At 57.6% G+C, this 13,307-nt stretch carries 13 protein-coding genes and 1 tRNA gene; 13 read left to right on the forward strand and 1 reads right to left on the reverse strand.

Going from position 1 to position 13,307, the window contains the following annotated elements; all coding sequences use genetic code 11:
- Window positions 1–40: 40 nt before the first annotated feature.
- Window positions 41–1,432, reverse strand: coding sequence for a GABA permease (gene gabP, locus AC1RS8_RS01965; RefSeq protein ID WP_057712424.1), 1,392 nt, complete (start codon window positions 1,430–1,432; stop codon window positions 41–43).
- 564 nt (window positions 1,433–1,996) lie between these two features.
- Here gabP and AC1RS8_RS01970 point away from each other — a divergent pair.
- The 13 genes from AC1RS8_RS01970 (at window position 1,997) to AC1RS8_RS02030 (ending at window position 13,269) form a co-directional block, all read left to right on the forward strand.
- The gene (locus AC1RS8_RS01970) at window positions 1,997–2,770 is read left to right on the forward strand and encodes an ABC transporter ATP-binding protein (protein ID WP_007972784.1); all 774 of its coding nucleotides are present in this window, start codon (window positions 1,997–1,999) and stop codon (window positions 2,768–2,770) included.
- 13 nt (window positions 2,771–2,783) lie between these two features.
- A complete protein-coding gene (locus AC1RS8_RS01975; RefSeq protein ID WP_015093061.1) occupies window positions 2,784–3,533 on the forward strand; it encodes an ABC transporter substrate-binding protein in 750 nt (249 codons plus the stop codon).
- 72 nt (window positions 3,534–3,605) lie between these two features.
- The gene (locus AC1RS8_RS01980) at window positions 3,606–4,301 is read left to right on the forward strand and encodes an ABC transporter permease (RefSeq protein WP_057712425.1); all 696 of its coding nucleotides are present in this window, start codon (window positions 3,606–3,608) and stop codon (window positions 4,299–4,301) included.
- The gene (locus AC1RS8_RS01985; protein WP_057712426.1) at window positions 4,298–4,987 is read left to right on the forward strand and encodes an ABC transporter permease; all 690 of its coding nucleotides are present in this window, start codon (window positions 4,298–4,300) and stop codon (window positions 4,985–4,987) included. Before AC1RS8_RS01980 ends, AC1RS8_RS01985 begins: the two co-directional genes overlap by 4 nt.
- Complete coding sequence (locus tag AC1RS8_RS01990; RefSeq protein ID WP_489339582.1) at window positions 4,968–6,197, forward strand: methyltransferase; 1,230 nt, start codon at window positions 4,968–4,970, stop codon at window positions 6,195–6,197. Before AC1RS8_RS01985 ends, AC1RS8_RS01990 begins: the two co-directional genes overlap by 20 nt.
- 343 nt (window positions 6,198–6,540) lie before the next feature.
- Window positions 6,541–7,365 (forward strand): FkbM family methyltransferase, encoded by an 825-nt coding sequence (locus tag AC1RS8_RS01995; RefSeq protein WP_057712428.1) that lies wholly within the window; start codon window positions 6,541–6,543, stop codon window positions 7,363–7,365.
- A gap of 78 nt (window positions 7,366–7,443) precedes the next feature.
- A tRNA-Thr gene (locus AC1RS8_RS02000) sits at window positions 7,444–7,519 on the forward strand.
- 274 nt (window positions 7,520–7,793) lie between these two features.
- Complete coding sequence (locus tag AC1RS8_RS02005; RefSeq protein WP_057712429.1) at window positions 7,794–8,831, forward strand: Abi family protein; 1,038 nt, start codon at window positions 7,794–7,796, stop codon at window positions 8,829–8,831.
- A gap of 160 nt (window positions 8,832–8,991) precedes the next feature.
- Window positions 8,992–9,408, forward strand: coding sequence for a hypothetical protein (locus tag AC1RS8_RS02010; protein WP_057712430.1), 417 nt, complete (start codon window positions 8,992–8,994; stop codon window positions 9,406–9,408).
- 806 nt (window positions 9,409–10,214) lie between these two features.
- Window positions 10,215–10,997 carry a transporter substrate-binding domain-containing protein gene (locus AC1RS8_RS02015; RefSeq protein WP_154861232.1) on the forward strand — a complete coding sequence of 261 codons (783 nt, stop codon included), beginning with the start codon at window positions 10,215–10,217 and terminating at the stop codon, window positions 10,995–10,997.
- A 55-nt stretch (window positions 10,998–11,052) separates the two neighbouring features.
- Window positions 11,053–11,781: an ABC transporter permease gene (locus AC1RS8_RS02020; RefSeq protein WP_057712432.1), complete on the forward strand. Its 729-nt coding sequence runs from the start codon at window positions 11,053–11,055 to the stop codon at window positions 11,779–11,781.
- Complete coding sequence (locus AC1RS8_RS02025) at window positions 11,778–12,488, forward strand: ABC transporter permease (RefSeq protein WP_057712433.1); 711 nt, start codon at window positions 11,778–11,780, stop codon at window positions 12,486–12,488. Before AC1RS8_RS02020 ends, AC1RS8_RS02025 begins: the two co-directional genes overlap by 4 nt.
- Before the next feature lie 16 nt (window positions 12,489–12,504).
- Window positions 12,505–13,269, forward strand: a complete 765-nt coding sequence (locus tag AC1RS8_RS02030) for an ABC transporter ATP-binding protein (protein WP_489339577.1) — start codon at window positions 12,505–12,507, stop codon at window positions 13,267–13,269.
- Window positions 13,270–13,307 lie beyond the last annotated feature (38 nt).

Consider the following 13,307-nt stretch of genomic DNA (forward strand, 5'->3'; position numbering starts at 1 on the left):
TCATCACTGACAGCGGCCGTTTTGCGATACGCGGTATGGATCAGTTCAGCACTACCGCGCCACGCTTTTCCAGTTTGCGACGGCGAGCCACCAGCAAGCCGGCCGCTACCACCAGAGCACTGAGCAAGCCGGTCGCGAGAATTTCCACACGATGGGCTTCCTGGAACAGCATGATGGTCAGGGCCGCGACGATGAAGACGATCACCGCGTAGGTCAGGCCCGGGAACAGCCACATGCTGAAGGCAATTTTCTCCCCGCGCGCTATACGCTGCTTGCGCATGCGCAGTTGCGAAATCGCAATCACCAGGTACACCAGCAATGCGATGGCGCCGGAGCTGGCCAGCAGGAATTCGAACACCGCAGCCGGAGCTACGTAGTTGGCGAATGTTGCCAGGAACGCGGCACCAGTGGACAGCATCACCGCCCAGTATGGCGTGCCACTTTTGTTGGTGCGGGTGGACATGGCCGGCGCATCGCCGCGCTTGCCCAGGGAGAACAACATCCGCGACGAGGTGTAGAGCGCCGAGTTCAGGCAGCTGGTCACAGCGACCAACACCACGATGTCGACGATCATCTTGGCGTTAGGGATGCCCATGCGCTCAAGTACAGTCTGGTAGGAGCCCAGGCTTGCCAGTACCGGGTCGTTCCAAGGCACCAGAGCCACGACGATGAAGATCGACACGAGGTAGAACAAGCCGATCCGCCAGATAACCGAGTTGGTGGCCTTGGAGATTTGCTTGCCAGGGTTCTTCGATTCCGCGGCCGCGATGGTCACGATCTCGGTGCCCATGAAGGAGAACATGGTGGTCAGGATGGCACCCAACACCGCGCCCATGCCGTTTGGCAGGAAACCCTGGGTGTCGAACAGATGGGAAACGCCGCTGACCTGGCTGCCCGGCAGGAAGCCGAAGATCGCCATGAGGCCCAGAACAATGAAACCGATGATGGCCAACACTTTGATCAGGGCAAACCAGAACTCGAATTCACCGTAGTTCTTCACGCTGAACAGGTTGGTCACGGTCAACAGCATCGTGATGACCAGGGCGAAGGCCCAGATGTCCACACCAGGGAACCAGGCATGCAAGATGGTCGCGGCAGCGTTGGCTTCCAACGGGATCACCAGAACCCAGAACCACCAGTACAACCAGCCGATGGTGAAGCCGGCCCAGTGACCGATCGCGCGGTCGGCGTAAGTCGAAAACGAACCGGTGTCCGGCGAGGCTACGGCCATTTCGCCGAGCATGCGCATCACCAGCACCACCAACATGCCGGCGGCGGCGTAAGCCAACAGAACAGCCGGACCTGCAGCGGCGATGGCGTGACCCGAGCCAACGAACAAGCCGGCGCCGATAACCCCGGCAATCGACAGCATGGTCACGTGGCGCGGTTTGAGCCCCTGTTCGAGGCCATTAGAGCTTTGGGTACTGCTCATTAAAACTACCTTTGTAAGGAGAAGCGAATGCGTGCATCCCGTTCGGCGGACCTTCTCGTAAAAAGAAGCCAACAGGGCGTTCTGGATTCTGCACGCAATAATTGCGCCAAAATATTTCAAAACCCTCTAGCCCGGCGATCTCGCCTCGACCGGACGGTCATCGCAACCCTTTGAATTTAATGGCACTTTGCCAAAGCGTTACCCTGCGACCCACTTTTGCGGATACATCAGCGCACCGGAAACACACCTGAAAAGGGCTCCGCGCACATTAAAAGTGCACAAGCGGTGCATTTGGCCGGATAGCGCTTCCAACACCCTGTCAAAGCTGGCAACATCGCGCCTTTTTTTGCGGCAGCCACCGCGCTTTTTATCGACAGGCAAGGTTCAAACGGCTGTTCGGTTGTTGATGGGGCGACAGTCTGCTGCGTCGATGCGACAACCTGCCACACACCAGCCGATTACCGTCCGTAGCGCTGTTGGCTGCCATTGAAACGCTATGCTAGGTTGGCCGCCTCGCCAGGAAGGCCGCCAACAGCAGGAGCGCAACATATATGAGGAACGCACATGGCTGAGGCCACGCCCGCGCTTGAAATCCGCAACTTGCACAAACGCTACGGTTCGCTGGAGGTGCTCAAAGGCATCTCGCTGACCGCCCGCGACGGCGATGTGATCTCGATCCTGGGTTCCTCCGGCTCCGGCAAGTCCACGTTCCTGCGGTGCATCAACCTGCTGGAGAACCCGCATCAGGGCCAGATCCTGGTCGCCGGCGAAGAACTCAAGCTCAAGGCCGCGAAGAACGGTGAACTGGTGGCCGCCGACGGCAAGCAGATCAATCGCCTGCGCAGCGAAATCGGTTTTGTATTTCAAAACTTTAATCTGTGGCCGCACATGAGTGTGCTCGACAACATCATCGAAGCCCCGCGCCGCGTGCTCGGCCAGAGCAAGGCCGAAGCCATCGAAGTGGCCGAAGCCCTGCTGGCCAAGGTCGGCATCGCCGACAAGCGCCATGCCTACCCGGCGCAGTTGTCCGGCGGCCAGCAACAACGCGCGGCCATCGCCCGCACCCTGGCCATGCAGCCCAAGGTCATCCTGTTCGACGAGCCCACCTCGGCGCTTGACCCGGAAATGGTCCAGGAAGTACTTAATGTCATCCGCGCACTGGCCGAAGAAGGCCGCACCATGCTGCTCGTGACCCACGAAATGGGCTTCGCCCGTCAGGTCTCCAGTGAAGTGGTGTTCCTCCACCAGGGCCTGGTAGAAGAGCAAGGATCGCCACAGCAGGTGTTCGAAAACCCGCTTTCGGCGCGCTGCAAACAATTCATGTCCAGCAACCGCTAACGGAGCTACCCACATGCAGAACTACAAAAAGGTCTTCCTGGCTGCCGCCGTCACCCTGGCGTTCAGCGCCGGTGCCATGGCCGAAACCCTGAAGATGGGCATCGAAGCGGCTTACCCGCCGTTCAACAATAAAGATGCCAGTGGCAATGTCGTCGGCTTCGACAAAGAGATCGGCGACGCCCTGTGCGCCAAGATGAAAGTCGAGTGCACCGTCGTGACCTCCGACTGGGACGGCATCATCCCGGCCCTGAACGCCAAGAAGTTCGACTTCCTGATCTCCTCGATGTCGATCACCGACGAGCGCAAGCAAGCGGTGGACTTCACCGACCCGTACTACTCCAACAAGCTGCAGTTCATCGCCAAGAAAGACATCGACTTCAAAACCGACAAGGCCGCGCTCAAAGGCAAGATCATCGGCGCCCAGCGCGCGACGCTGGCCGGCACCTTCCTGGAAGACAACTATGGTGACGACATCACCATCAAGCTCTACGACACCCAGGAAAACGCCTACCTCGACCTGACTTCCGGCCGCCTGGACGGCATCCTGGCCGACAAGTACGTCAACTACGAATGGCTGAAAAGCGACGCTGGCCGTAGCTACGAGTTCAAGGGTGACCCAGTGGAAGAGAGCGACAAGATCGGTATTGCCGTGCGCAAGAAAGACCCGATCCGCGAGAAGCTGAACACCGCGCTGAAAGAAATCGTCGCTGACGGCACCTACAAGAAGATCAACGACAAGTACTTCCCGTTCAGCATCTATTGATACTGACCTGCCTGACCGGCGCCTGATGGCGCCGGTTCTCGGCCTTGCCTGCCGCGATTTGAAAAGAAATCCATGATTATCGACCTCTACGGATTCGGCCCGGCGCTCGCCGCTGGCGCGCTGATGACTGTGAAACTGGCACTCTCGGCCCTGTGCCTGGGGCTGGTACTCGGTCTGCTCGGCGCCTTGGCCAAGACTTCCCCGTACAAGCCGTTGCAATGGCTTGGCGGCACTTATTCGACTCTGGTTCGCGGTATCCCGGAATTGCTCTGGGTGCTGTTGATCTACTTCGGCACGGTCAACCTGATGCGTGCCCTGGGCGAGTTCTTCGGCAACCCCGACCTTGAACTCAACGCCTTCGCCGCTGGCGTGATTGCGTTGGGCCTGTGCTTCGGCGCCTACGCCACGGAAGTGTTTCGCGGCGCGATCCTCGCCATCCCCAAAGGCCATCGTGAAGCCGGCGTGGCCCTGGGCCTGTCGAAATGGCGCATCTTCACCAAGCTGATCATGCCGCAGATGTGGCGCATCGCCCTGCCCGGCCTGGGCAACCTGTTCATGATCCTGATGAAGGACACCGCGCTGGTGTCGGTGATCGGCCTGGAAGAAATCATGCGTCATGCGCAAATCGGCGTGACCGTCTCCAAGCAACCGTTCACCTTCTATATGGTGGCCGCGTTCATGTACCTGAGCCTGACGGTGCTGGCGATGACCGGCATGCACTTCCTGGAAAAACGTGCCGCTCGCGGCTTCGCGAGGAGCACCCAATGAACTGGGAAGTCATCATCAAGTGGCTGCCGAAACTGGCCCAGGGCGCAACCCTGACCCTGGAACTGGTGGCCATCGCCGTGATCGCCGGTTTGCTGCTGGCCATTCCACTGGGCATCGCCCGCTCGTCGCGCCTGTGGTGGGTGCGGGCATTTCCCTACGGCTACATTTTCTTTTTCCGTGGCACGCCGTTGCTGGTTCAGCTGTTCCTGGTCTACTACGGCTTGGCGCAGTTCGACGCGATCCGTAACAGTTCGATGTGGCCGTACCTGCGCGATCCGTTCTGGTGCGCCACGGCGACCATGACCTTGCACACCGCGGCCTACATTGCGGAAATCCTGCGGGGCGCCATCCAGGCGATTCCACCGGGCGAGATCGAGGCGGCACGGGCACTGGGCATGTCCAAACCAAAAGCGCTGTTCTACATCATGCTGCCGCGCGCCGCGCGCATCGGCCTGCCGGCCTACAGCAACGAAGTGATCCTGATGCTCAAGGCCAGCGCCCTGGCCAGCACCGTGACCCTGCTGGAATTGACCGGCATGGCCCGCACCATCATTGCCCGGACCTACCTCCCGGTGGAGATCTTCTTCGCCGCGGGCATGTTCTATCTGGTAATGGCTTACGTGCTGGTGCGTGGCTTCAAGCTGCTGGAGCGCTGGTTGCGCGTCGATGCCTGCCAAGGGCGTTGATAGCGGCGTGTTGACGGGCGAGGCCCTACTCGCCCGTTTCACTGCGCTGGATGCTTTTCTGACAGAGCATCAGGCACTGTGGAAACCCCGACCGTTCACTCATCGGCATCTTCCCTGGGAAACGTACTACCCTGCTCTGGCCGAATGGCTACGCAAGCGGTCGCTGGAAGACGCGGAAAACGCTCACAACCAACCTGCCCTTCTGAATGCACCGGAGCCCTTTGCTTCCCTGGCAACAATGTCCGTTGCCTTGAGTGCCGTGGATGAGTTGCCGGCTCGCACACTCGAAGCGGCGGGCCATCGGTTGAACGTCGATGTACCGGGGCGCAAATGGCAACAGATCGAAGCCTTCGCCAGTCGGTTGCAGTTTTCCGAAGCACCGCAGCATTGGATGGACTGGTGTTCGGGTAAGGGACATCTGGGCCGCCGCCTGCTGCAACCGGGGCAACAACTGACGTGCCTGGAATACGACCCGGCACTGGTAACCAGCGGCCAGGCACTCAGCCAGCGCCATCACCTGCATGCGCTGCATATCGAACAGGATGTGCTCGCGGCAGACGCAGCTTGTTTACTGGGTACGTATCACACGCCCGTCGCGCTTCACGCCTGCGGTGATTTACATGTGCGGCTGATTCAACTCGCCAGCGTCACAGGCTGCAAACAGCTCGCCATCGCGCCGTGTTGCTACAACCGGATCAGTCTTGCCCAATACTCGCCGATTTCCTCGACCGCCCAAGGCTCCGGCTTACAGCTTTCCCTCGACGACCTCGCGTTGCCCATGAGCGAAACCGTTACCGCCGGCGCCCGCGTGCGACGTCAACGCGACACCTCCATGGCCCGGCGTCTGGGCTTCGACTTGCTGCAACGGCAACTGCGCGGAATGGACGAGTACCTGCCAACCCCCTCCCTGCCCAGCGCCTGGCTGGACAAACCCTTCGCCGATTACTGTCATCATCTGGCCACTCTCAAAGAGTTATCCACAATCGGCCCGCAAGATTGGCCAGCTCTCGAAGCCGCCGGTTGGCAGCGACTGGCCGAAGTGCGCAACCTTGAACTACTACGCGGACTTTTCCGACGCCCACTGGAGATTTGGCTGGTCCTTGACCGGGCACTTTTCCTCACCGAGCAGGGCTACAGCGTCCGCGTCGGCACCTTCTGCGAAACTCCGCTCACGCCGCGTAATTTCCTGCTCCTGGCCGAACGCGCTTAAATACATCCGACCTGTGGATAACTCTGTTGATGAAATAATCGTGGATCCAATATCCACGCCTGTTTCAGGGCTAAATCCACACTGTTCATTTTTTATACACTCGCATAAAAAATCGAAAAAACAGGTATTTGCGAACAAACGAGAACGGATCCACAATTTCGACCTAAACCCAGTGCGCTGCCAATGGCATTGTGCATAAGCATTTAATCAAAACGACATAAATGCCTAATCCCGGATCGCAGACAGGGGAAATTGCACCCTTTCATTACTCTTGATATACACACACGCAAGGGCGCCGGCAGCGCGGCCACGAACAAGAACATTCCTCCGACAGGATGCGCCAGTGACGTTCATTTCCTACGCACAGAATTTCGAAGACATACGCCTGTGGCGCGCCCTCAAAACCGTCGAGAACGGCTTCTACATCGACGTCGGGGCAAACGATCCCACCCATGACTCCGTCACCAAGGCGTTCTACGACAACGGCTGGACCGGCATCAACGTCGAACCGATGCCCAACTATTTCGAAGCCCTGAGCCAGCAACGCCCCAAAGACACCAACCTGCAGTGTGCGGCCGGGGAAAGTGCTGACGAACTGACCTTCTACGGCATCGCCGGCACCGGCCTTTCGACCCTGGACCCGGCCATGGCCAAACTGCACCGAGACGCCGGCATGGACGTGCGCAGCCAAACGATCAAGTCCCGCACCCTGGCCTCCATCTGCGAAGAACACGCCCAGGGCCGCGCCATTCACTTCCTGAAAATCGATGTCGAAGGCCACGAAGAAACCGTCCTGCGCGGCATGGACTTCAGCCAATGGCGGCCATGGGTGATCCTTATCGAAACCCCCTGGGCCCGCGACCAGGCCTGGGAAAACCTCGTCACCGACGCCGGCTACCACTCCATCCTGTTCGACGGCATCAACACCTACTACCTCGCCGAAGAACACCTGAACCTCAAACCCGCCTTCGACATCCCGCCGTGCAACCTGGACGAGTTCCAGTTCTGCAAAGGCCACAATTTCAGCCACCCTGTCGGCGACACCGAACACCAACTCGCCGCCGCCCTGCAACGCGCCGAACAGGCCGAAGCACAGCTGCGCGCGATGCAAAACAGTCGAACCTGGCAAGCCATCCAGAAACTCAAGAAAACCCTGCTGCGAGCCTGACCTGAAGCCCGAACAAAAATAGTCAAAATTCAGGGGTTTACAGAAGCCAACCAATCGCTATAATCGTCGCCCTGACACGCCGGTATAGCTCAGATGGTAGAGCAACTGACTTGTAATCAGTAGGTCCCGGGTTCGATTCCTGGTGCCGGCACCATACAAAACGAAGCCCTTGCAGAAATGCGAGGGCTTTGTTGTTTCTGGCATCCGGAAATCCAACTGCTACCCCCCCTGTAAATACCGCATTACCCCTTACCGACAGCCTGCACCAAAATCTACCTGCACACCTACCCGTTACAATTTCACTTCGGGATGACGTTGACGACCTTCTCCAGCTACCTATAATGCACCCCAACACACCCGCCAAGCCTAGGTTGACCCAGTCAGCAAGCTCAAATCGTGCGGGTTTTTTTTGCCTGGAGAAAACTACAATGAGGCCCTTCGACAAGCCGGCCCTCAGCGTAGAACAGCAATTGGAACTGCTAAAGCAACGAGGCCTGCACGTCGCCAACGACGATCGGGCCATGCGCTTTCTCGAAGTGGTCACGCTGTTTCGACTGAGTCCCTACATGCGCCCCTTCCAGGAGCCAGACCCTGAACACACCTTCAAACCCGGCAGCACTCTGAAAGCAGTCGTCGACATCTACCGCTTCGATGGCTCGTTGCGACGCATAACCATGGATGCCATCGAACGTGTCGAAGTCGCCGTACGAGCGACTATCAGCAATCACATGTGCCCTAAGTATGGGCCTGACTGGATAGCTGACGCGTCAGTCTTCTCCTCGTCATACCCACACCTCGAGCTGTTGCGTCCACTGCGAGAGCAATTGAACAAGGAGCGCAATAAACTCAGACGTGATATTGAGCGCATCAAAAATGGCCGACAGGCCGATGGGCTCCAGCAACAGCGGATCGAAAACCGCATGCGCGATAACTACTTCCGATACTACGGAGCGACCTATGCCCACCCTGAGCTGCCGCCCGCTTGGGCGGTCCTGGAAGAACTCAGCCTTGGGACGGTATCTACCCTCTTCAATGCCATAGGCAGAAGTGCCGATAAAAAAGCTATCGCCGCCAGATTCAATCTGCCCTTCGATGTATTGGCCTCCTGGCTACACACCCTGACTTTCATTCGAAACTGCTGCGCCCATCACTCACGGCTATGGAACCGAGAGCTCTCGATTCGACCAGCCTTACCCAAAGAATGGGTCATCCCAACTGCACCTGCCGACCGGCCTCAACCCAAGCAGCGGCTATACATCGTATTGACGATGCTGGCCTACCTAACCGACTTGATCAGTCCAGACAGCCAGTGGAAGCTTCGCTTGGCCGAAATCATGGATCAGCAAGAACCGGGTTATTTGAGACTCATGGGATTTCCAAATGACTGGAAACGTCAGCAGCAATGGTGCTTGGAACAGGGAAGCCAGAAACTGCAGGTATCGCCTCCACCATTCCCCCCAACCTAAATATCCGAAAATAAATCCGTCCCCTTTTCGCACGCACGCGAAAATAAATCCGTCCCCTTTTCGCAGTCCCTTTTCGCACGCTTTTCGCAAGTCCATAGAGCGTTATGTTGGCAGCCCTCAGGCCTTTGAACGAATCAGTGAATTTTTTGAGCATTGCAATGTGCTACAAGAAGCACCAATACTCGATTTAATCGATCACTTAATAGAGATCCCTGAGATCGATGTTGGCAAGCAGGCCCTCTTCCTCCACGCCAAAGATAATCACGATAAAAAGTTTGATTACTTCATGTTGACTGGTGACAAGAGAGCTCTGCGAGCAATCTGCGCCTATGATCAGCTTGATGCCTTTGAGTTCCTTCGAACCAAGGTGGTGTGCTTAGAATCGTGCATGATGGACATCATCGACTATGCCGGCTTCGATTACATAAACAAAAAAATCTCAGCTGCTCGCCCTCAAATTGCTGAAGAAAAATATGACAAAGTCTTGCGGGCAGCCTTTGGGAAAGAGCGAAATCAAGAGCACTGCGTTGATTGCCTTAGGCATTATTGCAGTGACATCCGTTGGTTGCTTTCTTAATTAAAGCTAATAAAACTCAACGAATACTCTCACCGAAATTGATGTTCACTTAGAACTTTGGACTTCGTAGCCTCAAATTTCACCACTTAGTTGAAATTGGCAAAATTTTCACATGTACAGAGCCAAAAAAGCCGCCTCAAGGGCGGCTTTTTCGTTGGGTGCGATTGTTACCAGTTGAAGTAGATCAGCTCATTGGCCTGCTTACCGCCTTGCTCCCCACCATATGCCGGAATGGCACTTCCTTCAGGCGAAGCCCCGAGAACACCTCCCGGATCTGCGGATGATCGTTGATTGAGATGACCATGTGGCCCTTGATCGATGCTGCCAGCTCTCCTCAAGCACCTGACACATCCAACTGGTCAGGTGGAATGCAAATGGGTGGGCGAGTCGACGGAATTATCAGCCGCACGTCGCTCCGTAGTGTCAGGGCTTCGGCAGTACCAGGATGCGATTTTCGCGTCCGCGAAAATGGAAGCTACCTCATGCTAATCACCCTGTGTGCCCCTGCTCAAAAGTTGAACGGGAACAGTTGAACACCTGGGGCAGTTTTCGGTCAGCGGCAGCACGCCAAATCATCACATAGTCAGTATTGCTCGTCATAATGACCATTAATTCGTTAAATCAACGCACTTTTCGTCTTATCGTCGCACTCGCTTGCTTCTAGACTACTTTCCCCCACGGGCTCTGCCTTCTTGTTCACCAGGAGCGCGACCTGTCGAGTGTTACTTCTTCCATAGTGTCATACGAGCTCCATAACAGTACTCATGTGTCACAAGCGCTCATGTTGGTCCTTAGGAATAAAAACAATGAAAAGAAAATTTCTGACCCTTTCTGCGTTGGCTTTGTGTGTAGCTGCCGGTTCCGCGCTGGCCAAGGAGTACAAGGAGTTGCGCTTCGGCGTTGACCCCTCTTATGCGCCGTTCGAATCCAAGGCCGCCGATGGCAGCCTGGTGGGCTTCGATATCGACCTGGGCAACGCGATCTGCGCTGAGCTGAAGGTCAAGTGCAAGTGGGTTGAAAGCGACTTCGACGGCATGATTCCCGGCCTCAAGGCCAACAAGTTCGATGGCGTGATTTCTTCCATGACCGTCACGCCGGCACGTGAGAAAGTCATCGATTTCTCGAGCGAGCTGTTCTCTGGCCCGACCGCGCTGGTATTCAAGAAAGGCGCGGCCGTCGGCACCGATCCGGCCTCCCTCAAGGGCAAGAAAGTCGGCTACGAGCAAGGCACCATCCAGGAAGCCTACGCCAAGGCCGTGCTGGACAAGGCTGGGGTAGAGACGCAGGCCTACGCCAACCAGGACCAGGTGTACGCCGACCTGATCTCCGGACGCCTCGATGCCTCGATCCAGGACATGCTGCAAGCCGAACTGGGCTTCCTGAAGTCGCCACCAGGCGCCGACTTCCAAATCAGCGAACCGGTCGAAAGCCCCCTGTTGCCAGCCAAAACCGCCGTGGGCCTCACCAAAGGCAACGCCGAGCTCCAGGCCTTGCTGAACAAAGGCATCAAGGCACTGCACGACAATGGCACCTATGCGGCCGTCCAGCAGAAGCACTTTGGCGATCTGAATCTCTACAGCGGCCAATAATGACCCTGCGCCCATTTCCGGATGGGCGCTTTCTGGATTGACGTAGGGCTGCCCAATGTTCGAAAACCTGTTGATGATCCTGGGGCTGTCAGGCTTCAGCCTCAAGGGCTTTGGCCCGCTGTTGCTGCAAGGTTCCTGGATGACTGTCAAATTATCCTTTCTGTGCTTGCTGGTGAGCGTTGGCCTGGGCCTGATCGGCGCCAGCGCCAAGCTTTCGAAATCGGCACTGCTGCGCGTCCCTGCGCAGGCCTACACCACGCTGATCCGCGGGGTGCCGGACCTGGTGCTGATGCTGTTGATCTTCTACAGCCTGCAAACCTGGCTGACCAGCCTGACCGAAGCACTGGGCTGGGACTATATCGAAATCAACCCCTTTAGCGCCGGGGTCATTACCCTGGGCTTCATCTACGGGGCGTATTTCACCGAAACCTTCCGTGGCGCCATCCTTGCCGTACCCCGAGGGCAGATGGAAGCGGCTACTGCCTACGGCCTGACCCGCGCCCAGCGCTTTCGCCTGGTGGTGTTCCCGCAAATGATGCGTTTTGCCCTGCCGGGCATCGGTAATAACTGGATGGTGATCCTCAAGGCCACCGCGCTGGTGTCGATCATTGGCCTGGCAGATCTGGTCAAGGTGGCCCAGGACGCGGGCAAGAGCTCCTATCAGCTGTTCTTCTTCCTGATACTGGCCGCCTTGATCTATCTGGTGATCACCACCGTTTCGAACTACGTCTTGCGCCGGATGGAAATCTTCTACGCCGCAGGCACCCGGGAGGCCGTGCGATGATCGAGCTACTGCAGGAATACTGGAAACCGTTCCTGTTCCAGGACGGCACTCACATCACCGGGCTGGCCATGACCCTCTGGCTGCTCAGTGCCTCGATCTTCTTCGGCTTCGTGATGTCGATCCCGCTGTCTATAGCCCGGGTCTCGACCAATGTCTGGGTGCGCTGGCCGGTGCAGTTCTACACCTACCTGTTCCGTGGCACACCGCTGTATATCCAATTGCTGATTTGCTACACGGGGATATACAGCCTGGCCGCGGTACGAGCTCAGCCAGTGCTGGATGCGTTCTTTCGCGATGCGATGAACTGCACCATCCTGGCGTTCGCCCTGAACACCTGCGCTTACACCACGGAGATCTTCGCCGGGGCGATTCGCAGCATGGCCCATGGTGAAGTCGAAGCGGCCAAGGCCTACGGCCTGACCGGCTGGAAGCTGTACACCTACGTGATCATGCCGTCCGCCCTGCGTCGCTCGCTGCCTTATTACAGCAACGAAGTGATTCTGATGCTGCACTCGACCACCGTGGCCTTCACCGCGACCATCCCGGACATTCTGAAAGTCGCGCGGGACGCCAACTCGGCGACCTTCCTGACCTTCCAGTCGTTCGGCATCGCCGCGTTGATCTACCTGGCAGTCACTTTCTCCCTGGTCGGCCTGTTCCGCCTGGCTGAACGCCGTTGGTTGTCCTTCCTCGGCCCGGCTCACTAATTCAGGATGCTTGTTCATGTACAAACTGACCGTTGAAAACCTGCACAAAAGTTACGGCAACCATGAAGTCCTCAAGGGCGTTTCGCTAAACGCCAGGACCGGCGATGTGATCAGCCTGATTGGCGCCAGTGGTTCGGGCAAGAGCACCTTTCTGCGTTGCATCAACTTCCTGGAAACGCCCAACGACGGCGCCATGAGCCTGGACAACCAGCCGATTAAAATGGTCCATGACCACCACGGCATGCGCGTGGCCGACGCCAATGAACTGCAACGCATCCGCACGCGCCTGGCGATGGTGTTCCAGCACTTCAACCTGTGGAGCCACATGACCGTGCTCGACAACATCACCATGGCCCCGCGCCGGGTGCTGGGCGTCAGCAAGAAGGACGCAGAGGATCGCGCCCGGCGCTACCTGGACAAGGTCGGTTTACCGGCACGGGTTGCCGATCAATACCCGGCGTTTCTCTCGGGCGGTCAGCAGCAACGGGTCGCCATTGCCCGTGCCCTGAGCATGGAACCGGAGATCATGCTGTTCGACGAGCCGACTTCGGCCCTGGACCCGGAACTGGTGAGCGAAGTGCTCAAGGTGATCCAGGGCCTGGCCGAAGAAGGCCGCACCATGATCATGGTGACCCACGAAATGAGCTTTGCGCGCAAAGTGTCGAACCAGGTGCTGTTCCTGCACCAGGGACGAGTCGAAGAACAGGGTGCGCCCGAGGACGTATTAGGCAACCCCAAAAGCGAGCGCCTGAAGCAGTTTCTAAGCGGCAACCTGAAGTAAGTCCAATAAGCAGACATATCGTCTCGGTCACGGTGTTC

The sequence above is a fragment of the Pseudomonas sp. GW821-FHT12A04 genome (genome assembly GCF_058807755.1).

Bases quoted from the DNA above. Each gene is read 5' to 3' on its own strand.
- gabP (WP_057712424.1), bottom strand. From the start codon at position 1,432: ATGAGCAGTACCCAAAGCTCTAATGGCCTCGAACAGGGGCTCAAACCG.
- AC1RS8_RS01970 (WP_007972784.1), top strand. From the start codon at position 1,997: ATGGCTGAGGCCACGCCCGCGCTTGAAATCCGCAACTTGCACAAACGC.
- AC1RS8_RS01975 (WP_015093061.1), top strand. From the start codon at position 2,784: ATGCAGAACTACAAAAAGGTCTTCCTGGCTGCCGCCGTCACCCTGGCG.
- AC1RS8_RS01980 (WP_057712425.1), top strand. From the start codon at position 3,606: ATGATTATCGACCTCTACGGATTCGGCCCGGCGCTCGCCGCTGGCGCG.
- AC1RS8_RS01985 (WP_057712426.1), top strand. From the start codon at position 4,298: ATGAACTGGGAAGTCATCATCAAGTGGCTGCCGAAACTGGCCCAGGGC.
- AC1RS8_RS01990 (WP_489339582.1), top strand. From the start codon at position 4,968: ATGCCTGCCAAGGGCGTTGATAGCGGCGTGTTGACGGGCGAGGCCCTA.
- AC1RS8_RS02005 (WP_057712429.1), top strand. From the start codon at position 7,794: ATGAGGCCCTTCGACAAGCCGGCCCTCAGCGTAGAACAGCAATTGGAA.
- AC1RS8_RS02015 (WP_154861232.1), top strand. From the start codon at position 10,215: ATGAAAAGAAAATTTCTGACCCTTTCTGCGTTGGCTTTGTGTGTAGCT.
- AC1RS8_RS02020 (WP_057712432.1), top strand. From the start codon at position 11,053: ATGTTCGAAAACCTGTTGATGATCCTGGGGCTGTCAGGCTTCAGCCTC.
- AC1RS8_RS02025 (WP_057712433.1), top strand. From the start codon at position 11,778: ATGATCGAGCTACTGCAGGAATACTGGAAACCGTTCCTGTTCCAGGAC.
- AC1RS8_RS02030 (WP_489339577.1), top strand. From the start codon at position 12,505: ATGTACAAACTGACCGTTGAAAACCTGCACAAAAGTTACGGCAACCAT.